Annotated in this window: 30 protein-coding genes; 28 read left to right on the top strand and 2 right to left on the bottom strand. The window is 68.2% G+C overall.

The features are described 5' to 3' along the window. Nucleotides 1-49 precede the first annotated feature (49 nt). The gene (locus GCG21_RS13230) at nt 50-415 is read right to left on the bottom strand and encodes a hypothetical protein (RefSeq protein WP_152910155.1); all 366 of its coding nucleotides are present in this window, start codon (nt 413-415) and stop codon (nt 50-52) included. After that, nucleotides 412-1,485 (bottom strand): hypothetical protein, encoded by a 1,074-nt coding sequence (locus tag GCG21_RS13225; RefSeq protein ID WP_152910154.1) that lies wholly within the window; start codon nt 1,483-1,485, stop codon nt 412-414. The genes GCG21_RS13230 and GCG21_RS13225 overlap by 4 nt, the downstream gene beginning before the upstream one ends. A 597-nt stretch (nt 1,486-2,082) precedes the next feature. On the opposite strand from GCG21_RS13225, the gene rpsL reads away from it, so the two are divergent. The 28 genes from rpsL (at nt 2,083) to GCG21_RS13085 (ending at nt 19,094) form a co-directional block, all read left to right on the top strand. Continuing rightward, on the top strand, nt 2,083-2,457 hold the full coding sequence (gene rpsL, locus GCG21_RS13220; RefSeq protein WP_153878776.1) for a 30S ribosomal protein S12: 375 nt from the start codon (nt 2,083-2,085) through the stop codon (nt 2,455-2,457). After that, the gene (gene rpsG / locus GCG21_RS13215) at nt 2,457-2,927 is read left to right on the top strand and encodes a 30S ribosomal protein S7 (protein ID WP_152910153.1); all 471 of its coding nucleotides are present in this window, start codon (nt 2,457-2,459) and stop codon (nt 2,925-2,927) included. The genes rpsL and rpsG overlap by 1 nt, the downstream gene beginning before the upstream one ends. A 93-nt stretch (nt 2,928-3,020) precedes the next feature. Then, the gene (gene fusA, locus GCG21_RS13210; RefSeq protein ID WP_153878775.1) at nt 3,021-5,135 is read left to right on the top strand and encodes an elongation factor G; all 2,115 of its coding nucleotides are present in this window, start codon (nt 3,021-3,023) and stop codon (nt 5,133-5,135) included. Between the two features lie 122 nt (nt 5,136-5,257). Then, nucleotides 5,258-6,451, top strand: a complete 1,194-nt coding sequence (gene tuf, locus GCG21_RS13205) for an elongation factor Tu (protein ID WP_153878774.1) — start codon at nt 5,258-5,260, stop codon at nt 6,449-6,451. Nucleotides 6,452-6,555: 104 nt separating this feature from the next. After that, the gene (locus GCG21_RS13200; protein WP_152910151.1) at nt 6,556-6,930 is read left to right on the top strand and encodes a hypothetical protein; all 375 of its coding nucleotides are present in this window, start codon (nt 6,556-6,558) and stop codon (nt 6,928-6,930) included. A 349-nt stretch (nt 6,931-7,279) separates the two neighbouring features. Continuing rightward, on the top strand, nt 7,280-7,588 hold the full coding sequence (rpsJ, locus tag GCG21_RS13195; protein WP_152910176.1) for a 30S ribosomal protein S10: 309 nt from the start codon (nt 7,280-7,282) through the stop codon (nt 7,586-7,588). Between the two features lie 11 nt (nt 7,589-7,599). After that, nucleotides 7,600-8,265 carry a 50S ribosomal protein L3 gene (gene rplC / locus GCG21_RS13190; protein WP_152910150.1) on the top strand — a complete coding sequence of 222 codons (666 nt, stop codon included), beginning with the start codon at nt 7,600-7,602 and terminating at the stop codon, nt 8,263-8,265. A gap of 2 nt (nt 8,266-8,267) precedes the next feature. Then, the gene (rplD, locus tag GCG21_RS13185) at nt 8,268-8,954 is read left to right on the top strand and encodes a 50S ribosomal protein L4 (RefSeq protein WP_305071541.1); all 687 of its coding nucleotides are present in this window, start codon (nt 8,268-8,270) and stop codon (nt 8,952-8,954) included. Beyond that, nucleotides 8,951-9,253, top strand: a complete 303-nt coding sequence (gene rplW / locus GCG21_RS13180; protein ID WP_194928717.1) for a 50S ribosomal protein L23 — start codon at nt 8,951-8,953, stop codon at nt 9,251-9,253. Before rplD ends, rplW begins: the two co-directional genes overlap by 4 nt. 29 nt (nt 9,254-9,282) lie before the next feature. Then, nucleotides 9,283-10,119 (top strand): 50S ribosomal protein L2, encoded by an 837-nt coding sequence (gene rplB, locus GCG21_RS13175; RefSeq protein ID WP_152910148.1) that lies wholly within the window; start codon nt 9,283-9,285, stop codon nt 10,117-10,119. A gap of 22 nt (nt 10,120-10,141) precedes the next feature. After that, complete coding sequence (gene rpsS / locus GCG21_RS13170; protein ID WP_152910147.1) at nt 10,142-10,423, top strand: 30S ribosomal protein S19; 282 nt, start codon at nt 10,142-10,144, stop codon at nt 10,421-10,423. A gap of 42 nt (nt 10,424-10,465) precedes the next feature. After that, on the top strand, nt 10,466-10,834 hold the full coding sequence (gene rplV / locus GCG21_RS13165) for a 50S ribosomal protein L22 (protein ID WP_152910146.1): 369 nt from the start codon (nt 10,466-10,468) through the stop codon (nt 10,832-10,834). 1 nt (nt 10,835) lies between these two features. Further along, complete coding sequence (gene rpsC, locus GCG21_RS13160) at nt 10,836-11,660, top strand: 30S ribosomal protein S3 (RefSeq protein ID WP_152910145.1); 825 nt, start codon at nt 10,836-10,838, stop codon at nt 11,658-11,660. Between the two features lie 3 nt (nt 11,661-11,663). Beyond that, nucleotides 11,664-12,083, top strand: coding sequence for a 50S ribosomal protein L16 (gene rplP, locus GCG21_RS13155; protein ID WP_152910144.1), 420 nt, complete (start codon nt 11,664-11,666; stop codon nt 12,081-12,083). Then, entirely contained in the window at nt 12,083-12,325 is a 243-nt protein-coding gene (rpmC, locus tag GCG21_RS13150; RefSeq protein ID WP_152910143.1) for a 50S ribosomal protein L29, read from the top strand. Before rplP ends, rpmC begins: the two co-directional genes overlap by 1 nt. 14 nt (nt 12,326-12,339) lie before the next feature. After that, nucleotides 12,340-12,627, top strand: a complete 288-nt coding sequence (gene rpsQ / locus GCG21_RS13145; RefSeq protein WP_152910142.1) for a 30S ribosomal protein S17 — start codon at nt 12,340-12,342, stop codon at nt 12,625-12,627. A gap of 112 nt (nt 12,628-12,739) precedes the next feature. After that, nucleotides 12,740-13,108 (top strand): 50S ribosomal protein L14, encoded by a 369-nt coding sequence (rplN, locus tag GCG21_RS13140; RefSeq protein WP_152910141.1) that lies wholly within the window; start codon nt 12,740-12,742, stop codon nt 13,106-13,108. A 3-nt stretch (nt 13,109-13,111) separates the two neighbouring features. Beyond that, the gene (gene rplX / locus GCG21_RS13135; protein WP_152910140.1) at nt 13,112-13,453 is read left to right on the top strand and encodes a 50S ribosomal protein L24; all 342 of its coding nucleotides are present in this window, start codon (nt 13,112-13,114) and stop codon (nt 13,451-13,453) included. A 5-nt stretch (nt 13,454-13,458) separates the two neighbouring features. Then, nucleotides 13,459-14,025, top strand: coding sequence for a 50S ribosomal protein L5 (rplE, locus tag GCG21_RS13130; protein ID WP_152910139.1), 567 nt, complete (start codon nt 13,459-13,461; stop codon nt 14,023-14,025). Next, entirely contained in the window at nt 14,025-14,210 is a 186-nt protein-coding gene (locus tag GCG21_RS13125) for a type Z 30S ribosomal protein S14 (RefSeq protein WP_152910138.1), read from the top strand. The genes rplE and GCG21_RS13125 overlap by 1 nt, the downstream gene beginning before the upstream one ends. A gap of 58 nt (nt 14,211-14,268) precedes the next feature. After that, the gene (gene rpsH, locus GCG21_RS13120; protein WP_152910137.1) at nt 14,269-14,667 is read left to right on the top strand and encodes a 30S ribosomal protein S8; all 399 of its coding nucleotides are present in this window, start codon (nt 14,269-14,271) and stop codon (nt 14,665-14,667) included. Nucleotides 14,668-14,677: 10 nt separating this feature from the next. Next, nucleotides 14,678-15,217 (top strand): 50S ribosomal protein L6, encoded by a 540-nt coding sequence (rplF, locus tag GCG21_RS13115; protein WP_152910136.1) that lies wholly within the window; start codon nt 14,678-14,680, stop codon nt 15,215-15,217. Further along, nucleotides 15,217-15,597 carry a 50S ribosomal protein L18 gene (gene rplR / locus GCG21_RS13110; RefSeq protein WP_152910135.1) on the top strand — a complete coding sequence of 127 codons (381 nt, stop codon included), beginning with the start codon at nt 15,217-15,219 and terminating at the stop codon, nt 15,595-15,597. The genes rplF and rplR overlap by 1 nt, the downstream gene beginning before the upstream one ends. Before the next feature lie 46 nt (nt 15,598-15,643). Beyond that, nucleotides 15,644-16,318, top strand: a complete 675-nt coding sequence (rpsE, locus tag GCG21_RS13105) for a 30S ribosomal protein S5 (RefSeq protein ID WP_152910134.1) — start codon at nt 15,644-15,646, stop codon at nt 16,316-16,318. Next, entirely contained in the window at nt 16,315-16,497 is a 183-nt protein-coding gene (gene rpmD, locus GCG21_RS13100) for a 50S ribosomal protein L30 (RefSeq protein WP_152910133.1), read from the top strand. Before rpsE ends, rpmD begins: the two co-directional genes overlap by 4 nt. Nucleotide 16,498: 1 nt before the next feature. Further along, complete coding sequence (rplO, locus tag GCG21_RS13095; protein WP_152910132.1) at nt 16,499-16,984, top strand: 50S ribosomal protein L15; 486 nt, start codon at nt 16,499-16,501, stop codon at nt 16,982-16,984. Between the two features lie 230 nt (nt 16,985-17,214). Then, on the top strand, nt 17,215-18,519 hold the full coding sequence (secY, locus tag GCG21_RS13090; RefSeq protein ID WP_152910131.1) for a preprotein translocase subunit SecY: 1,305 nt from the start codon (nt 17,215-17,217) through the stop codon (nt 18,517-18,519). Beyond that, entirely contained in the window at nt 18,516-19,094 is a 579-nt protein-coding gene (locus GCG21_RS13085) for an adenylate kinase (protein ID WP_152910130.1), read from the top strand. The genes secY and GCG21_RS13085 overlap by 4 nt, the downstream gene beginning before the upstream one ends. Nucleotide 19,095 lies beyond the last annotated feature (1 nt).

The raw sequence follows: 19,095 nt of genomic DNA, 5'->3' as shown, positions 1-19,095 counted from the left end.
TCTCCCCTCCGGGAGGCGGGCCGTTCGACGTCCCGGAGGGCGGCGGGTCTCAGCCGTGGGCGCGACCCTCGAGTGCCTTCCGGGCGGCGACCATCGCGGCCCAGTTCTCGGCCAGCTCGCGCTCGAGCTCCTCGTCGGCCGGGGGGATCTCGGCCAGATCGAGCCGCCCGAGCTGGACGCCCGCCCGGGCCCGCAGGGTGACGGCCTCGGGGCTCGCGTCCTCGCCGGCGAAGACGGCCGCGGCCGTGGTCTCGCCGCGCGCGAGCCGGGGGGCGAGGCGAGCCCACTGAGGACCGAGCGATCCATCGGCGGACCGGGCGGCCAACCGGTCGAGCGCGCCGCCGGCCGGTGCGGCGCCGGCGGCGTAGTCCTCGGCCTCGGCCATGAGGGCCCGGAGCCGGTCGAGCGCGCTCATTCGCTCTCGCCCCGGCCGGCGCCGCCGGCCGATTCGGCGAGGCCCTCGAGCGCGTCGACGACGTCGTGCAGGTGCACCGTGCCCCCGACGACCGCGGTGATCGCATCGAGCACAGCGTCGATGAGCGCATAGGCGAGGCGGACGCCCCGGACCACCGTGTTCATCGTCTCGTGCGCGCTCGGGCCGAGCGCGCTCCAGCCGGCGGGATCGGTCGCCTCGATCGCGAGGTCGAGGAGGGCGGCCGTGAGCCGGGTCAGCAGCAGCCCGATTCCGGCGCAGGCGTACCTGCAGGCGATCGATACGGCCGCCGCGTACCCGGCGACCGCGTCGTAGCCCGCGCCCAGCCCCTCGTGCGCACTGCCGGCGGTGCTCACCCGGGCACGGAAGGCCTGCCCGGCCGCTCCGCCCCACGACCGGTCCGACGCGGCCAGGGACGCGTAATTCGCTCCGATCGCACGCATGGCGTCCGCGCCGTGGGCCCATGCGGCCACGTCGGCGCCGACCTCGCTCCAGTCGCCCGCCAGGGGCGCGCGGACGACGTCCTCGAGGATCGAGAAGCCGAGCACCCCCCGGGCCACCCAGTCGATCCCGCCGAGCAGCCGCGCGGCATCCCGGCGCAGGTCGTCGGTCCCGTCACTCTCATCGCCGTCGTGAGCGCCGCGGTGCGGCGGGGTCAGGTGGGAACGGGGATCGGCGGCGGCCACCACGGCCGGGCCCGCCGCCGCCGGCGCACTCGGGTCCTCCCAGGGGGTCGCGGGCGAATCGAACCGGGCGAGCAGCCGGTTGAGCGTGGCGTGCAGGTCCTGCTCGACGCGTACGTACTCGCGGACCGACTGCGACAGACTCAGGGCCGTGCCGTTCGAGATCATCGTGCTCAGCCGCGCCCCTCGGGCGCCGAGCTCCGTCGCGGCGCCGAGCCGTGCGCGCGCCGCGGCGAGGAGCGGCCCGCCACCGCCCGCGCCCGGCCCCGCCTCGCGGCGCAGGTAGTCCTCCACGGCGCGGCCGTGATCGGCCTGCTGCCCGAGCAGCTCGGCCCCACGGGCCATCGCGCTGAAGTCGATCGCGGTCATCTCTGCCTTCGGTCGGGGGTCGCCCCAGCACACCACCCGCACCGCCGTCCGCCAATGGGTAGGCCTGCCCACGCGCCCCGCACGCCGCCGCCGACGCGCCGAGACCGACCTGCGCCCCCGCGCGGCTCGGGACGTTAGGATGGGGGCGCGGGCACGATCGGTGGCCCGGGCCGACCGGCAACGACCGCGGCCGACCGGAATCCCATCCGGCTCCAGTGGCCAGCGCCACAGCGTTTCGGGCGTATCGCCGCCATCCTCCCTTTGACCTGCCCGCAATCTCCGGAGTATCCTAGTCGGCAGTGCCCGCTCTGGCGGGCTCTCGCGTGCGCACTCGAGTCGTTCGAGCGTCACCGGTTGCCGGAGGTCCTCTCCTCGCTGGCCGCCGTGAGGATGCCGGGAAATCGAACTGCGCCGCCCGGGCGCCCGGCGTCCCCTGGGATCGAACACCGACGTGTGAGATGCCCGGGAGTCACGGGCCACGCGCCCGGACGCGGGCCTCCTCGTGTAGGGCGAGCCGGCGGACAAGACCGAGGTGACTCGGATCGATCGGCCCCCCGATCACAACCAGAGCAGTCAAGCAATCGAGACGGAGAAGTAGTGCCCACCATTCAGCAGCTGGTCCGCAAGGGTCGCAGCGCCAGGGTCGGCCAGACCAAGTCGCTGGCCCTCAAGGGCAGCCCCCAGCGCCGCGGCGTGTGCACCCGCGTGTACACCACCACCCCCAAGAAGCCGAACTCGGCCCTGCGTAAGGTCGCCCGTGTGCGGTTGTCCAGTGGCATCGAGGTCACTGCCTACATTCCCGGCGTCGGACACAACCTGCAGGAGCACTCGATCGTGCTCGTGCGCGGTGGCCGAGTGAAGGACCTCCCCGGTGTGCGTTACAAGATCGTCCGCGGAGCCCTCGACACCCAGGGTGTCCGGGGCCGCCAGCAGGCTCGTAGCCGTTACGGCGCGAAGAAGGAGAAGAAGTAATGCCTCGTAAGGGCCCAGCCCCGAAGCGTCCCCTCGTCGCGGACCCCGTGTACGGCTCGCCGACGGTGACCCAGCTCGTCAACCGCGTGCTGCAGGACGGCAAGAAGTCGACCGCGCAGGCGATCGTGTACGGCGCCATGGAAGGCGTCCGTGAGAAGACCCAGTCGGACCCGTCGGTCGTGCTCAAGCGCGCCCTCGAGAACATCCGACCCACGCTCGAGGTGCGCTCCCGCCGAGTCGGTGGCGCCACCTACCAGGTGCCGGTCGAGGTCCGTCCCGTGCGGCAGACCGCTCTCTCCCTGCGCTGGCTCGTCGACTACGCGCGAGTGCGGCGTGAGAAGACGATGACCGAGCGACTCATGAACGAGATCCTCGACGCCTCGAACGGCCTCGGTGCCGCGGTCAAGCGCCGCGAGGACGTTCACAAGATGGCCGAGTCGAACAAGGCCTTCGCGCACTACCGCTGGTAGTCGCATCCGCACCCGGCACGGCGCTGGCGGGCCCGCCCGTCGCGCTGCCGGCCGTGCAGTTCCCCTGCTCCCGCGCGAGAGAAAGAGCAATCTGTGGCACAGGACGTGCTGACCGACCTCACCAAGGTCCGCAACATCGGAATCATGGCGCACATCGACGCCGGCAAGACCACGACGACCGAGCGGATCCTCTTCTACACCGGCGTCAACTACAAGATGGGCGAGACCCACGACGGCGCCTCGACCACCGACTGGATGGAACAGGAGAAGGAACGCGGCATCACCATCACCTCCGCCGCGGTGACCTCTTTCTGGAACGGCAACCAGGTCAACATCATCGACACCCCCGGACACGTCGACTTCACGGTCGAGGTCGAGCGCTCGCTGCGCGTGCTCGACGGCGCCGTGGCGGTCTTCGACGGCAAGGAGGGGGTCGAGCCCCAGTCCGAGACGGTGTGGCGCCAGGCCGACAAGTACGTCGTGCCGCGCATCTGCTTCGTCAACAAGATGGACAAGCTCGGTGCCGACTTCTACTACACCGTGCAGACCATCATCGACCGGCTCGGCGCGACCCCGCTGGTCATGCAGCTGCCGATCGGCGCGGAGTCGGAGTTCGTCGGCGTCGTCGACCTCGTCTGGATGAAGGCCCTCGTGTGGCCCGGTGACGCGAAGGGCGACGTCGCGCTCGGGGCGAACTACGAGACCCGGGAGATCCCTGAGGATCTCGTGGAGAAGGCCCAGGAGTACCGCGCCAAGCTCGTCGAGCAGGTCGCGGAGGCCTCCGAGGAGCTCATGGAGAAGTACCTCGAGGGCGAAGAGCTGACCAACGAGGAGATCATGGCGGGCGTCCGCGCCCTGACCATCTCCTCCGAGGTCTATCCCGTGTTCTGCGGCTCCGCCTTCAAGAACCGGGGCGTGCAGCCCGTGCTCGACGCCATCGTCTCCTACCTCCCCTCGCCGCTCGACGTGCCGCCCATGACCGGTCACGTGCCCGGCGACGAGGAGAGCCCGCTCGTGCGCAAGCCGAGCGAGAAGGAGCCGTTCTCCGCGCTCGCGTTCAAGATCGCCGCGCACCCGTTCTTCGGCCAGCTCACCTTCATCCGCGTGTACTCGGGGACGGCGACGCCCGGCACCCAGGTGCTCAACGCGACGAAGGGCAAGAAGGAGCGCATCGGCAAGCTCTTCCAGATGCACGCCAACAAGGAGAACCCGGTCGAGGAGCTCCACGCCGGCCACATCTACGCCGTCATCGGACTCAAGGACACGACGACCGGCGACACGCTGTGCGCCCTCGACGCCCCCGTCGTGCTCGAGTCGATGAGCTTCCCCGACCCGGTCATCTTCGTGGCGATCGAGCCGAAGACCAAGGGCGACCAGGAGAAGCTCTCCACGGCCATCCAGAAGCTCTCTGCGGAGGACCCGACCTTCACGGTCTCCCTGAACGACGAGACCGGCCAGACCGAGATCGGCGGCATGGGCGAGCTCCACCTGGACATCCTGGTGGACCGCATGCGCCGCGAGTTCCGGGTCGAGGCGAACGTCGGCAAGCCGCAGGTCGCCTACCGCGAGACGATCCGCCGCACGGTGGACAAGCTCGACTTCACCCACAAGAAGCAGACGGGTGGCTCGGGTCAGTTCGCGAAGGTGCAACTCAGTTTCGAACCGCTGGACCCCGAGGCCGGCGAGATGTACGAGTTCGTGAACAAGGTCACTGGTGGCCGGATCCCACGCGAGTACATCCCGTCGGTGGACGCGGGCATCCAGGACGCCATGCAGACCGGCGTGCTCGCCGGCTACCCGCTCGTCGGGATCAAGGCCACGCTGCTGGATGGTGCCTACCACGACGTCGACTCCTCGGAGATGGCGTTCAAGATCGCCGGTTCGATGGCCCTCAAGGAGGGCGTGCGCAAGGCTGACCCGATCCTGCTCGAGCCGGTCATGGACGTCGAGGTGCGGACCCCCGAGGAGTACATGGGGGACGTCATCGGCGACCTGAACTCGCGCCGCGGCCAGATCCAGTCGATGACCGACGCCAGTGGCGTTAAGGTTGTACGCGCGTTGGTTCCGTTGTCCGAGATGTTCGGATACATCGGCGACCTGCGGTCGAAGACCCAGGGTCGTGCGGTGTACTCGATGCAGTTCAGCAACTACGCCGAAACACCTCGGAACGTTGCCGAGGAGATCATCAAGAAGACCCGGGGCGAGTAATCGCGCAGGTCACGTTTCACCATCACCACCACCGACCCGTAGGATTCTCATAGCCCCAGCGAACTGGCCATCCAGCTCGCGCCAGCTTGACGAACATCTACCCAAGTTCCAGGAGGAACCCAGTGGCTAAGGCCAAGTTCGAGCGGACCAAGCCGCACGTCAACATCGGGACCATCGGTCACGTCGACCACGGCAAGACGACCCTGACGGCGGCGATCACCAAGGTCCTCGCCGACAAGTACCCCGACCTCAACGAGTACAAGCCGTTCGAGGACGTCGACAACGCCCCCGAAGAGCGTCAGCGCGGCATCACGATCACCGTCTCCCACGTGGAGTACCAGACCGACAAGCGCCACTACGCGCACGTCGACGCCCCTGGTCACGCCGACTACGTGAAGAACATGATCACCGGTGCCGCCCAGATGGACGGCGCGATCCTCGTGGTCGCCGGGACCGACGGGCCGATGGCCCAGACCCGTGAGCACGTGCTCCTCGCCCGCCAGGTGGGCGTGCCCTACCTGCTCGTCGCCCTGAACAAGTGCGACATGGTCGACGACGAGGAGATCCTCGAGCTCGTCGAGGTCGAGGTCCGCGACCTGCTCTCGAGCCAGGGCTTCGACGGCGACAACGCCCCCGTCGTCCGCGTCTCCGGTCTCAAGGCCCTCGAGGGCGACCCGCAGTGGGTCAAGTCCGTCGAGGACCTCATGGAGGCCGTCGACAACAACGTTCCGGACCCGGTCCGCGACATCGACAAGCCCTTCCTCATGCCGATCGAGGACGTCTTCACGATCACCGGTCGCGGCACCGTCGTGACCGGTCGGGTCGAGCGCGGGATCCTCAAGGTGAACGAGGACATCGAGATCGTCGGCATCAAGGAGAAGGCGATCAAGACGACCGTCACCGGCGTCGAGATGTTCCGCAAGCTCCTCGACACCGCCGAGGCGGGCGAGAACGTCGGCCTGCTCCTGCGTGGCACGAAGCGCGAGGAGGTCGAGCGCGGCCAGGTCGTGATCAAGCCCGGCTCGATCACCCCGCACACCGAGTTCGAGGGCCAGGTCTACATCCTGGGCAAGGACGAGGGCGGCCGTCACAACCCGTTCTACTCGAACTACCGTCCGCAGTTCTACTTCCGGACCACGGACGTCACCGGCGTCATCACCCTCCCCGAGGGCACCGAGATGGTCATGCCCGGCGACAACACCGAGATGAGCGTCACGCTCATCCAGCCGATCGCGATGGAAGAGGGCCTCGGCTTCGCCATCCGTGAGGGTGGCCGCACCGTCGGCTCCGGCAAGGTCACCAAGATCATCAAGTGACCGAGCTGATCTGAACGAGCATCATCCGAGGGGCCCGTCGGCGCAGCAGCGCCGGCGGGCCCCTCGGCATGACCACGGCGACTTCCGACCGAACGAGGCGAGCCATGACCGACCCGAACGCCCAGCCCGAGCGGCTTCCCCCGGCCACCCCGGCCGAACTGGAGGCGCTGTGGGCGCAGCCCCCACTCGACGTCTCCGAGGAGTCGCCGACGTTCCGGATCCGCGACGTCTTCGAGCGGCCCGGAACCGGTACCTACTGCTTCGGGAAGGTGCTCACCGGCGGCTTCCGCCTCGGCCAGGAGGTCGTGCTCGAGGGACGCGCCGGCTACGCCCATGCGCGCATTCAGCGGATCGGCTTCGGTCCGGACCTGGTCGAGCGCGCGGCCGCGGGGCAGTACGTGACCATCGAGCTCGTCCGGCTGCGCCACCGGGCCATGGCGCTCGACCTGCAGGATGGAAGCCACGTCTACGGCATCTGAGGCACGCGCGGCGACTGTGGCGCAGGTCATGGCGCGGGTTCGCCTGCGGGGTTGGGGAATCCGGCCCAGCTGTGGCAGACTAGTCCGGTTGCCTCCTTGGGGTGTGAGCCCCCGTGTGCGGACCGGTGATTCACTGGTCGCCCGGACACGCCCCAGGACGTCAACAGTCGGAGCATCGGGCTCCCCGGCTCGCGGTGAAGGTCGCAGCCGGGCGGGGCAGATATTCCACCCAGTCATCTTCCGGCCCCGCACCGCGGTGCATGAGGCGGCGGAGCATGTCGCAGCAGGCGACACGCCCGAGCGCGTGGGACGGTCAATGAGGTACGAAGAGAGAGAGTCAGACGACGCCATGGCGGGACAGAAAATCCGCATCCGGCTCAAGTCCTACGACCACGAGGTCATCGATAGCTCGGCGCGCAAGATCGTCGACACGGTGACTCGCGCTGGTGCGCAGGTCGTGGGCCCGGTGCCGTTGCCGACCGAAAAGAACGTGTTCTGCGTCATCCGTTCTCCGCACAAGTACAAGGACAGCCGCGATCACTTCGAGATGCGCACGCACAAGCGGCTCATCGACATCGTCGATCCGACGCCCAAGGCCGTCGACTCGCTCATGCGGCTCGACCTGCCGGCGGACGTCAACATCGAGATCAAGCTGTAGAGGATTTCGTCATGACATCACTTCCCCCCACGTCCACGCGCGTCGTCAAGGCGCTCCTGGGCACCAAGCTCGGAATGACCCAGGTGTGGGACGCTCAGGGCCGTCAGCTGCCGATCACCGTGATCGAGGTCGGCACCAACGTCGTGACCCAGCTCCGTCAGGCGGACAAGGAGGGCTACGACTCGGTCCAGCTCGCCTACGGCCAGATCGACCCGCGCAAGGTGACCCAGCCGCTGCGGCAGCGCTTCGATGCCCTCGGCATCACCCCGCGCCGTCACGTCGCCGAGGTTCGCACCGGTGACGTCGATGCCTACGAGGTCGGCCAGGAGCTCACCGCGGAGACCTTCGAGGCCGGCCAGGTCGTCGACGTCGTCGGCACCACCAAGGGCAAGGGCACCGCGGGTGTCATGAAGCGTCACGGCTTCGGCGGCGCGAGCGCCTCGCACGGCGCCCACCGCAACCACCGCAAGCCCGGCTCGATCGGCGGGGCGTCGACGCCCGGCCGCGTGTTCAAGGGCATGCGCATGGCCGGCCGCATGGGCCATGTGCGCCAGACCACCCAGAACCTGACGATCCACAGCGTCGACGCCGACAAGGGCCTCGTGCTCCTCGTCGGCGCGGTGCCGGGCCCCAAGGGCGGCGTCGTCATGGTTCGCACTGCAGCGAAGGGGGCATGACCATGACCAGCGTCATCGATGTCCTGGATGCCAGCGGCAAGAAGGCCGGCAGCGCGGAGCTCCCCGGTGAGCTCTTCGACGTCGTCGTCAACGTGCCGCTCATCCACCAGGTCGTGGTCGCCCAGCTCGCGGCCGCGCGCCAGGGAACCCACAAGGCCAAGACCCGCGGCGAGGTCCGCGGCGGCGGCAAGAAGCCGTGGCGCCAGAAGGGCACCGGCCGCGCGCGGCAGGGCTCGACCCGTGCACCGCAGTGGTCCGGCGGCGGAATCGTCCACGGCCCCGTGCCGCGCGACTACTCCCAGCGCACCCCCAAGAAGATGAAGACGGCGGCCCTGCGCGGCGCCCTCTCGGACCGCGCCCGCGCCGGCCACGTCCACGTCGTGAGCGGATTCGGCGTCGACGGCGTGCCGTCGACCTCGGGCGCCACCAAGGTGCTCGCCCAGCTGAGCGACGCCCGCCACGTGCTCGTCGTGCTCACCCGCACGGACGAGCTCACCTGGAAGTCGCTGCGGAACGTGCCGACCGTGCACCTGCTGTATGTCGACCAGCTCAACACCTACGACGTGTTGGCCAACGAGGAGATCGTGTTCACCTCCGCCGCCCTGGACCTGTTCGTCGCGGGCCCTGCCACCGGCAGGAGCGCCACGGCCACGGCCAGCTCGGACGAGGTCGAGGAGGAGCAGCAGTGAGCGCCATCGATTACACCGACCCGCACGATGTGATCATCGCCCCGGTCGTCTCGGAGAAGAGCTACAACCTTCTCGACGAGGGCAAGTACACGTTCATCGTGGACCCGGCCGCGAACAAGACCCAGATCAAGATCGCGATCCAGCAGATCTTCGGTGTCAAGGTCGCCTCGGTCAACACGTTCAACCGTCAGGGCAAGAGCCGCCGGACCCGGTACGGGATGGGCAAGCGCAAGGACACCAAGCGCGCCATCGTGACCCTGACCGAAGGCACCATCGACATCTTCGGCTCGGCCAGCTGAGCCTGATTCAACGCTAAGGATCGAAACTCATGGGAATCCGTAAGTACAAGCCGACGACGCCGGGCCGACGTGGCTCCTCGGTCGCCGACTTCGTCGAGATCACCCGGTCGACTCCGGAGAAGTCGCTGGTACGTCCGCTCTCCAAGAGCGGTGGCCGCAACGCCTCCGGGCGCATCACCGCTCGTCACATCGGCGGCGGACACAAGCGCGCCTACCGGGTCATCGACTTCCGCCGCGCCGACAAGGACGGCGTGCCCGCGAAGGTCGCTCACATCGAATACGACCCGAACCGCACGGCCCGGATCGCACTGCTGCACTACGCGGACGGCACGAAGCGCTACATCATCGCGCCGAACAAGCTCAAGCAGGGCGACCGCATCGAGGCCGGCCCGGGGGCGGACATCAAGCCCGGCAATGCTCTCCCGCTGCGCAACATCCCCACCGGTACGGTCGTGCACGCGATCGAGCTCAAGCCCGGCGGCGGCGGCAAGATCGCCCGCAGCGCCGGTGCCTCGGTGCAGCTCGTGGCCAAGGACGGCGCCTTCGCGCAGCTGCGCATGCCGTCGGGGGAGATCCGCAACGTCGACCTGCGCTGCCGTGCCACGGTCGGCGAGGTCGGCAACGCCGAGCAGGCGAACATCTCCTGGGGTAAGGCCGGCCGCAAGCGGTGGCAGGGCAAGCGCCCGAGCGTGCGTGGTGTCGCGATGAACCCGATCGACCACCCGCACGGTGGTGGTGAGGGCAAGACCTCCGGTGGACGTCACCCCGTCAGCCCGTGGGGTCAGCCCGAGGGCCGCACCCGCCGCCCCAACAAGCCCAGCGACCAGCTCATCGTTCGCCGTCGGCGCACCGGCAAGAAGCGCTGACGAGACTTAAGGAGACCCTGTTATGCCACGCAGTTTGAAGAAGGGCCCCTTCGTCGACGACCACCTTCAGAAGAAGGTCGACGTTGCGAACGAGGCAGGCTCGAAGAACGTCATCAAGACGTGGTCGCGTCGTTCGGTCATCACGCCGGACTTCCTCGGCCACACCTTCGCCGTGCACGACGGCCGCAAGCACGTCCCGGTGTTCGTCACCGAGTCGATGGTCGGCCACAAGCTCGGTGAGTTCGCCCCCACGCGGACATTCCGCGGACACGAGAAGGACGACCGCAAGGGTCGTCGCCGCTGACGCGGACCACCGACTATTTCGTTACGAGAAGGCAGGACAACGATGGAAGCCAAGGCGCAGGCGCGATACGTGCGTGTGACGCCCATGAAGGCTCGCCGGGTCGTGGACACCATCCGCGGTAAGGGAGCCAATGAGGCCGTAGCCCAACTGAAGTACGCCCCGCAGGCGGTCGCCGAGACCGTCTCGAAGGTCATCGGCAGTGCAGTGGCCAACGCCCGGGTGAAGGCCGATGCGGCATCGGAGCGGTTCGATGAATCCGAGCTGGTCATCGCCGAGGCGTACGTGGACGAGGGTCCGACCATGAAGCGGTTCCGCCCCCGGGCGCAGGGCCGCGCGACCCAGATCCTCAAGCGCACCAGCCACATCACCGTGGTGCTCTCCGAGCGTCAGACCAAGGGAGGGGCTCGCTGATATGGGCCAGAAGGTACACCCGCACGGATACCGTCTCGGTATCACGACCGACCATCGCACGCGCTGGTTCGCGGACTCCACCAAGGAGGGTCAGCGGTACAGCGACTACGTGAACGAGGACGTGCAGATCCGCAAGCTCATGGCCACGGGCCTCGAGCGGGCCGGGATCTCCAAGGTCGAGATCGAGCGCACCCGTGACCGGGTCCGCGTCGACCTGCACACCGCGCGCCCCGGAATCGTCATCGGCCGGCGCGGCGCCGAGGCCGACCGGCTCCGCAGCGAGCTCGAGAAGCTCACGGGCAAGCAGGTTCAGCTGAACATCCTCGAGGTGAAGAACCCCGAGACCGACGCCCAGCTCGTCGCCCAGGGCATCGCGGAGCAGCTCGCCTCGCGCGTGTCGTTCCGCCGCGCCATGCGCAAGGGGATGCAGTCCGCCCAGCGCGCGGGTGCCAAGGGCATCAAGGTGCAGTGCTCCGGGCGTCTCGGCGGCGCCGAGATGAGCCGCAGCGAGTTCTACCGCGAGGGCCGCGTGCCCCTGCACACGCTGCGCGCCAACATCGACTACGGCCTGTTCGAGGCCAAGACCACCTTCGGACGCATCGGCGTCAAGGTGTGGATCTACAAGGGCGACCTCACCGAGAAGGAGTACGCCCGCGAGCAGGCCGCCGCGCCCCGCCCCCGCGGCCGTGGTGACCGGAGCGAGCGCCCGCGCGGGCGTCGTCCCGAATCCCGGCGCGAGGCGCCCGCTGCAGCCGACGCACCCGCAACCACCCCAGCGAACCCCGCGGCCGAGCAGCCTGCGTCGGGTTCCGAGACGGAGGCCTGAGCCATGCTCATCCCCCGGCGCACCAAGCACCGCAAGCAGCACCACCCCAAGCGTTCCGGTCAGGCCACGGGCGGCACCACGATCGCGTTCGGCGACTTCGGCATTCAGGCCCTCGAGGGCGCCTACGTCACCAACCGGCAGATCGAGGCCGCGCGTATCGCCATGACCCGCCACATCAAGCGTGGCGGGAAGGTCTGGATCAACATCTTCCCGGACCGCCCGCTCACCAAGAAGCCGGCCGAGACCCGGATGGGTTCCGGTAAGGGTTCGCCCGAGTGGTGGGTCGCCAACGTCAAGCCGGGCCGGGTCGTCTTCGAACTCGCCGGCGTCGACGAGGGCCTGGCCCGCGAGGCGATGCGTCGCGCGCAGCACAAACTCCCCATGAAGACCCGCTTCATTTCCCGTGAGGGTGGTGACATCTGATGGCAATCGGTTCGAAGGACCTGACGACCGACAAGCTCGACACGATGACCGACGAGCTCCTGGCCGCGGAGCTGAAGAAGGCGAAGACCGAGCTCTTCAACCTGCGCTTCTCCTCGGCCACCGGCCAGCTCGAGGACCACGGCCGGCTCCGGGCGGTCCGTCGCGACATCGCTCGCATCTACACGATCCTTCGGGAACGCGAGCTCAACATCCGTAGCGCGCCCAGCAGCGACGCGAAGTGAAGGAGGAAGGATCCATGGCACCCGAGTCTGCAGACACCGCAACCTCCGTCCAGCGTCCGTATCGCAAGGTCCGGCGCGGCTATGTCGTGAGCGACAAGATGGACAAGACCGTCGTGGTCGAGGTCGAGGAGCGCGTCAAGCACGCGCTCTACGGTAAGGTTCTGCGCCGGACCGCGAAGGTCAAGGCGCACGACGAGACCAACGCGGTCGGCACCGGCGACCTCGTCCGGATCATGGAGACCCGACCGCTGTCCGCCACCAAGCGCTGGCGTGTGGTCGAGGTCCTCGAGAAGGCCAAGTAAACCCGCTCGCGGGGCCGCCGGTCACGGCCGGAACCCCGCAGGGCAGTCAACCATCCGTTCGGCCAGGCTCGGTTAGGAGCCGAGAACCGGCACGACGACAGGAGTAGATCGAATGATCCAGCAGGAGTCGCGACTCAAGGTCGCCGACAACACGGGCGCCAAGGAGATCTTGTGCGTTCGAGTTCTCGGTGGATCCGGACGTCGCTACGCCGGCATCGGCGATGTCATCGTCGCCACCGTCAAGGACGCGATCCCCGGCGGCAACGTCAAGAAGGGCGACGTGGTCAAGGCCGTGGTCGTCCGCGCCAGCAAGGAGACCCGTCGTGTGGACGGCTCTTACATTCGCTTCGACGAGAACGCCGCCGTCATTCTCAAGAACGACGGCGAGCCGCGCGGCACGCGCATCTTCGGACCGGTCGGTCGGGAGCTGCGTGACAAGCGGTTCATGCGCATCGTCTCGCTCGCACCGGAGGTGATCTGAGCAATGGCAAAGGTCAAGAAGGGCGACCTCGTAGTCGTCATCAGCGGCCGCGACAAGGGCCAGCAGGGTCGCGTGTTGTTCGTCGACACGAAGCACGACCGCGTCGTGGTCGAGGGCGTCCAGCGCGTCACGCGCCACACGAAGGTCGGCCAGGGCCAGCAGGGTGCGCGCACCGGCGGCATCGAGACGGTCGAGGCGCCGATCCACATCAGCAATGTGATGGTGGTCGACCCGGAGACCAAGAAGGGCACCCGGGTCGGGTACCGCATCGAGCAGGTCGAGAGCGACGGCCGCACCCGCAACAGCCGGGTCCGCGTGGCCAAGCGCTCCGGTAAGGACATTTGAGGACTATGAGCACCACTACAGCGACCGAGCTGCCGCGCCTCAAGGCCAAGTACCGCGACGAGATCGTCGGCGGCCTGCGCGAGGAGTTCGCCCACGCGAACGTCAACCAGGTGGCGGGCCTGACCAAGATCGTGGTCAACATGGGCGTCGGGGACGCGGCTCGCGACTCCAAGCTCATCGAGGGCGCGATTCGCGACCTCACGATCATCACCGGTCAGAAGCCCGTGACGACCAAGGCACGCAAGTCGATCGCGCAGTTCAAGCTGCGCGAGGGGCAGCCGATCGGTACCCACGTGACCCTCCGCGGCGACCGCATGTGGGAGTTCCTGGACCGCCTGCTCACGCTGGCGCTTCCCCGGATCCGCGACTTCCGCGGACTCTCGCCCAAGCAGTTCGACGGTCAGGGGAACTACACCTTCGGCCTGAACGAGCAGTCGATGTTCCACGAGATCGATCAGGACAAGATCGACCGGGTCCGGGGCATGGACATCACCATCGTGACCACAGCCGACACGGACGACGAGGGGCGCTCGTTGCTGCGCCGGCTCGGCTTCCCCTTCAAGGAGAACTGATGGCGAAGACCGCACTCATCCAGAAAGCCAATCGCAAGCCGAAGTTCAAGGTGCGCGGCTACACCCGATGCAACCGGTGCGGCCGTCCGCACTCGGTGTACCGCAAGTTCGGCCTGTGCCGCATCTGCCTGCGCGAGATGGCCCTTGCGGGTCAGCTCCCCGGCGTGACCAAGAGCAGCTGGTAAATCGACTACGTCGTAGGTCCGGAGACGGAAACCACGGCGAGGAAGGGCACACAGCCCAATGACAATGACAGACCCCATCGCCGATATGCTGACGCGCTTGCGCAATGCGAACTCGGCGTATCACGAGGCCGTCTCGATGCCGTACTCCAAACTGAAGGCCCACATCGCCGAGATGCTCCAGGCCGAGGGCTACATCAGTGGGTTCGAGGTTGCGGATGCCGAGGTGGGCCAGACCCTGACCCTCAACCTGAAGTTCGGACCGCAGCGGGAGCGTGCCCTGGCGGGCGTGCGCCGCGTGTCCAAGCCGGGCCTGCGGGTCTATGCGAAGTCGACCAAACTGCCGAAGGTGCTCGGCGGCCTGGGCGTGGCGATCCTGTCCACGTCCTCGGGCCTGCTCACCGACAAGCAGGCGGAGAAGAAGGGCGTGGGTGGGGAAGTCCTCGCCTACGTGTGGTGAGCGAGGAATCATGTCGCGTATTGGAAAACTCCCCGTCACCGTCCCCGCAGGCGTCGATGTGACCATCTCGGGACCGGAGGTCACCGTCAAGGGACCCAAGGGCACCCTGAGTCAGACCCTCCCGGATCCGATCACCGCGAGCCGTCAGGACTCCGGCGAGATCCTGGTCGAGCGCCCCAACGACGAGCGCACCTCTCGTGCCCTCCACGGCCTCAGCCGCACGCTGGTGAACAACCTGGTCGTCGGCGTGACCCAGGGCTACGAGAAGAAGCTCGAGATCGTCGGCACCGGTTACCGCGTCGTGTCCAAGGGCAACTCGCTCGAGTTCACGCTCGGGCTGTCGCACCCGGTGAACATCGTCGCCCCCGAGGGCATCAGCTTCACGGTCGAGTCGGCCACGAAGTTCTCGGTCGCCGGCATCGACAAGCAGCAGGTCGGCGAGGTCGCTGCGAACATCCGCAAGCTCCGCAAGCCCGAGCCCTATAAGGGCAAGGGCATCCGGTACGCGGGTGAACAGGTCCGCCGCAAGGTCGGAAAGGCTGGTAAGTAATGTCCTCCTTCGTCAAGGCCCGCACCGGGTCCGGCAAGCGCACCTCGCGGACGCGTCGCCACATCCGCCTGCGCAAGAAGCTGCGCGGCACCGCGAGCCGGCCCCGCCTCGTCGTCAACCGCTCCGCCCGCCACATGGTGGCGCAGGTGGTCGACGACGCGATCGGGCGCACGCTCGTGTCCGCCTCCACCCTCGAGGCCGACCTGCGCGCCGACACCGGCGACAAGACGGCCAAGGCCAAGCGCGTCGGCGCCCTGATCGCCGAGCGTGCCCAGGCCGCCGGGATCGAGTCGGTCGTCTTCGACCGCGGCGGGAACGCCTATCACGGCCGGGTGGCCGCGGTGGCCGACGGCGCTCGTGAGGGGGGCCTGTCCCTGTGACGAGTCCCGAGCTGCAGAAGAACGCACACGAACAAAGGAACGCATGATGGCTGCACCGCAGCGTGGCAGAGCCGGCGCTTCCGGTTCCGCCGGTACCGCAGGTGAGCGGAGCGAACGGTCCGATCGGACGGATCGCCGCGAGCGTCAGGGCGGCCGTCGCCGCGACGACGCAGAGAAGAACAACTACGTCGAGCGCGTCGTGACGATCAACCGCGTCTCCAAGGTCGTCAAGGGTGGGCGTCGCTTCAGCTTCACCGCCCTGGTCGTCGTCGGTGACGGCGACGGCACCGTCGGCGTCGGCTACGGCAAGGCCAAGGAGGTGCCCGCGGCGATCGCCAAGGGTGTCGAGGAGGCGAAGAAGAACTTCTTCCGCGTCCCCCGGATCCAGAACACCATCCCGCACCGCGTGCAGGGTGAGGCCGCCGCGGGCGTGGTGCTGCTGCGCCCGGCGACCCCGGGTACCGGAGTCATCGCCGGCGGTCCGGTGCGCGCGGTCCTCGACTGCGCGGGCATCCACGACATCCTCTCCAAGTCGCTGGGCTCCTCGAACGCGATCAACATCGTGCACGCCACGGTGGCCGCGCTCAAGGGCCTCGAACAGCCGGAGGCCGTCGCGGCCCGACGGGGCATGTCCCTCGAGGACGTCACCCCCGCGGCCCTGCTCCGTGCCCAGGCGGCCGGCTCCAAGGCCGACAAGACCCCTGAGGCGGCCGCGTCATGAGCCGACTCGAGGTGACCCAGACGAAGTCCGAGATCGGCTGCAAGCCGAACCAGCGCGAGACGCTGCGTTCCCTCGGCCTCAAGCGAATCGGCGACACGGTCGTCAAGGAGGACCGTCCCGAGTTCCGCGGGATGGTCGGAACGGTGGCCCACCTGGTCGCCGTCGAGGAGGTGGACTGATATGGCTGAGAACGCCGACCAGGCCGAGGACCGCGCGAGCGGCCCCGCACTCCGGCTGCACCACCTGCGTCCCGCCCTGGGCGCCCGTACCGCCAAGACCCGCGTGGGTCGCGGTGAGGGCGGCAAGGGTGGCAAGACCGCGGGCCGCGGTACCAAGGGAACGAAGGCTCGTTACCAGGTGCCCGAGCGGTTCGAGGGTGGACAGACGCCGCTGCACATGCGCCTGCCCAAGACGCGCGGCTTCAAGAACCCGCTGCGCACGACCTATCAGGTGGTCAACCTGGGCAAGCTCGGGGAGACCTTCCCCGAGGGCGGCGACGTCACGGTGGCCGACCTCGTCGGTCACGGACTGGTCCGCGGCGGTCAGCTCGTCAAGGTGCTCGGCACCGGCGAGATCTCCGTCGCGCTGAACGTCACGGCCGACTCGTTCTCGAACTCCGCGAAGAGCAAGCTCGAAGCGGCGGGTGGCTCGGCGACCACCGCCTGACCACTCATCGGCCACTGACCGAAACAATGCCCGATACGGCATGACACCAACGGCGGCGCAGGATCGCTCCTGCGCCGCCGTGTGTCGTTCCCGCGGGTTCGACCTACCAGGATTGACCGATAGGGTCAGTCCGACACATACCAGCGGTGCTCAGGTGCCGCGCACCTGACGATCCACCAGGATCGACTCGGATCGCTCGCTGATCCGCACCCCACTGGCGAGGAGGACCATTGCTCGGCGCATTCACGCGTGCATTCCGTACCCCGGATCTGCGCAAGAAGCTGCTGTTCACGCTGGGAATCATGGCGTTGTTCCGGCTCGGTTCATTGATACCGACGCCCGGGATCGACTACACCAACGTGCAGACCTGTATCGCCACGCCCGCGGGCGGCGGTCAGGACCTGCTCGGACTGGTCAACCTGTTCTCCGGCGGTGCGCTGCTCCAGCTGAGCGTCTTCGCGCTCGGCATCATGCCCTACATCACCGCGAGCATCATCGTGCAGCTGCTCCGCGTGGTCATCCCCAAGTTCGAGGCGCTCCAGAAGGAGGGCCAGACGGGGCAGGCGAAGCTCACGCAGTACACGCGCTACCTGACGATCTTCCTCGCCGTCCTGCAGGCCACGACCTACGTGACGATGGCCCGCAACGGGATCCTCTTCCCGGGCTGCTCGGTCGAGGTCATCCCCGACCAGTCCTGGCCGAACCTGCTCATCATGATCCTGACGATGACGGCCGGGACCGGCCTGATCATGTGGATCGGCGAACAGATCACGGAGCACGGCGTCGGCAACGGGATGTCGCTGCTCATCTTCACCTCGATCGCCGCGAGCTTCCCGGGCGCGATCGGCCAGATCTTCGCCGTCGACGGGGGCACCACGAAGGTGCTCATCTTCGTCGGACTCGCACTCGTGCTCACGTGCGCCATCGTGTTCGTCGAGCAGTCCCAGCGCCGCATCCCCGTGCAGTACGCGAAGCGGATGGTCGGCCGGCGGATGTACGGCGGCTCGACCACCTACATCCCGATCAAGATCAACATGGCGAACGTGATCCCCGTGATCTTCGCGTCCTCGCTGCTCGCGCTGCCGGGCCTCGCGGCCCAGTTCTCCTCCGAGCAGGACGCCGGCTGGATCCTGTGGATCCAGACGAACCTCATGGACCCCGCCGCGTCGATCCACATCGCGATCTACGTCGTGCTCATCCTCTTCTTCACGTTCTTCTACACGTCGATCACGTTCAACCCGGAGGACGTGGCGGACAACATGAAGCGCTACGGGGGCTTCATCCCGGGCATCCGGGCCGGCCGCCCGACGTCGGAGTACCTGACCTACGTGCTCAACCGCATCACCACCTCCGGGGCCGTGTACCTGGCGATCGTCGCGCTCATTCCGACGCTCGCACTCAAGGCGATGGGCGTGGCGAACCAGATCCCCTTCGGCGGATCCTCGCTCATCATCGTCGTCGGCGTCGGCCTGCAGACTGTTCAGCAGATCAACAGCCAGCTCCAGCAGCGTCACTACGAAGGGTTCCTGCGATGACCATGCGTCTCGTGCTCCTCGGTCCGCCGGGGGCGGGCAAGGGAACCCAGGCCGTCCGCATCGCCGAACGGCTGGGTATCCCCGCGATTTCCACCGGCGACATCTTCCGGGCGAACGTGTCCGAGCGCACCGAGCTCGGGCGCACGGCGCAGCGCTACATGGACGCCGGTGAGTACGTTCCGGACGAGGTGACCAATGCGATGGTCGCCGATCGACTGGCCCGCGACGACGCCCGCACCGGTTTCCTGCTCGACGGGTACCCCCGGACCGAGCCCCAGGTGCGCGAGCTCGATTCCATGCTCGGGGCGCAGGACGTCTCGCTCGACGCCGTGATCGAATTGACCGCGGACGTCGACGAGGTGGTCGGCCGCCTCCTCGGTCGCGCGCAGGAGCAGGGCCGCACCGACGACACCGAGCCGGTCATCCGGCGCCGGCTCGAGGTCTACCGGGAGCAGACCGCGCCCCTCGTCGGCATCTACTCCGGCCGGGGCCTGCTCGTGCAGGTCGACGGGATGGGCGAGATCGACGAGGTGACGGACCGCCTCCAGGCCGCCCTCGCGGAGGTCGGGGCCTAGC

The sequence above is a fragment of the Pseudactinotalea sp. HY160 genome (assembly GCF_009372055.1).
Taxonomy (GTDB): domain Bacteria; phylum Actinomycetota; class Actinomycetes; order Actinomycetales; family Beutenbergiaceae; genus HY158.
This window is presented reverse-complemented; position numbering and strand designations above follow the sequence as displayed.

Coding starts and splice junctions, on each gene's coding strand:
- GCG21_RS13230 (WP_152910155.1), bottom strand. CDS start 415: ATGAGCGCGCTCGACCGGCTCCGGGCCCTCATGGCCGAGGCCGAGGAC.
- GCG21_RS13225 (WP_152910154.1), bottom strand. CDS start 1,485: ATGACCGCGATCGACTTCAGCGCGATGGCCCGTGGGGCCGAGCTGCTC.
- rpsG (WP_152910153.1), top strand. CDS start 2,457: ATGCCTCGTAAGGGCCCAGCCCCGAAGCGTCCCCTCGTCGCGGACCCC.
- GCG21_RS13200 (WP_152910151.1), top strand. CDS start 6,556: ATGACCGACCCGAACGCCCAGCCCGAGCGGCTTCCCCCGGCCACCCCG.
- rpsJ (WP_152910176.1), top strand. CDS start 7,280: ATGGCGGGACAGAAAATCCGCATCCGGCTCAAGTCCTACGACCACGAG.
- rplC (WP_152910150.1), top strand. CDS start 7,600: ATGACATCACTTCCCCCCACGTCCACGCGCGTCGTCAAGGCGCTCCTG.
- rplD (WP_305071541.1), top strand. CDS start 8,268: ATGACCAGCGTCATCGATGTCCTGGATGCCAGCGGCAAGAAGGCCGGC.
- rplB (WP_152910148.1), top strand. CDS start 9,283: ATGGGAATCCGTAAGTACAAGCCGACGACGCCGGGCCGACGTGGCTCC.
- rpsS (WP_152910147.1), top strand. CDS start 10,142: ATGCCACGCAGTTTGAAGAAGGGCCCCTTCGTCGACGACCACCTTCAG.
- rplV (WP_152910146.1), top strand. CDS start 10,466: ATGGAAGCCAAGGCGCAGGCGCGATACGTGCGTGTGACGCCCATGAAG.
- rpsC (WP_152910145.1), top strand. CDS start 10,836: ATGGGCCAGAAGGTACACCCGCACGGATACCGTCTCGGTATCACGACC.
- rplP (WP_152910144.1), top strand. CDS start 11,664: ATGCTCATCCCCCGGCGCACCAAGCACCGCAAGCAGCACCACCCCAAG.
- rpmC (WP_152910143.1), top strand. CDS start 12,083: ATGGCAATCGGTTCGAAGGACCTGACGACCGACAAGCTCGACACGATG.
- rpsQ (WP_152910142.1), top strand. CDS start 12,340: ATGGCACCCGAGTCTGCAGACACCGCAACCTCCGTCCAGCGTCCGTAT.
- rplN (WP_152910141.1), top strand. CDS start 12,740: ATGATCCAGCAGGAGTCGCGACTCAAGGTCGCCGACAACACGGGCGCC.
- rplX (WP_152910140.1), top strand. CDS start 13,112: ATGGCAAAGGTCAAGAAGGGCGACCTCGTAGTCGTCATCAGCGGCCGC.
- rplE (WP_152910139.1), top strand. CDS start 13,459: ATGAGCACCACTACAGCGACCGAGCTGCCGCGCCTCAAGGCCAAGTAC.
- GCG21_RS13125 (WP_152910138.1), top strand. CDS start 14,025: ATGGCGAAGACCGCACTCATCCAGAAAGCCAATCGCAAGCCGAAGTTC.
- rpsH (WP_152910137.1), top strand. CDS start 14,269: ATGACAATGACAGACCCCATCGCCGATATGCTGACGCGCTTGCGCAAT.
- rplF (WP_152910136.1), top strand. CDS start 14,678: ATGTCGCGTATTGGAAAACTCCCCGTCACCGTCCCCGCAGGCGTCGAT.
- rplR (WP_152910135.1), top strand. CDS start 15,217: ATGTCCTCCTTCGTCAAGGCCCGCACCGGGTCCGGCAAGCGCACCTCG.
- rpsE (WP_152910134.1), top strand. CDS start 15,644: ATGGCTGCACCGCAGCGTGGCAGAGCCGGCGCTTCCGGTTCCGCCGGT.
- rpmD (WP_152910133.1), top strand. CDS start 16,315: ATGAGCCGACTCGAGGTGACCCAGACGAAGTCCGAGATCGGCTGCAAG.
- rplO (WP_152910132.1), top strand. CDS start 16,499: ATGGCTGAGAACGCCGACCAGGCCGAGGACCGCGCGAGCGGCCCCGCA.
- GCG21_RS13085 (WP_152910130.1), top strand. CDS start 18,516: ATGACCATGCGTCTCGTGCTCCTCGGTCCGCCGGGGGCGGGCAAGGGA.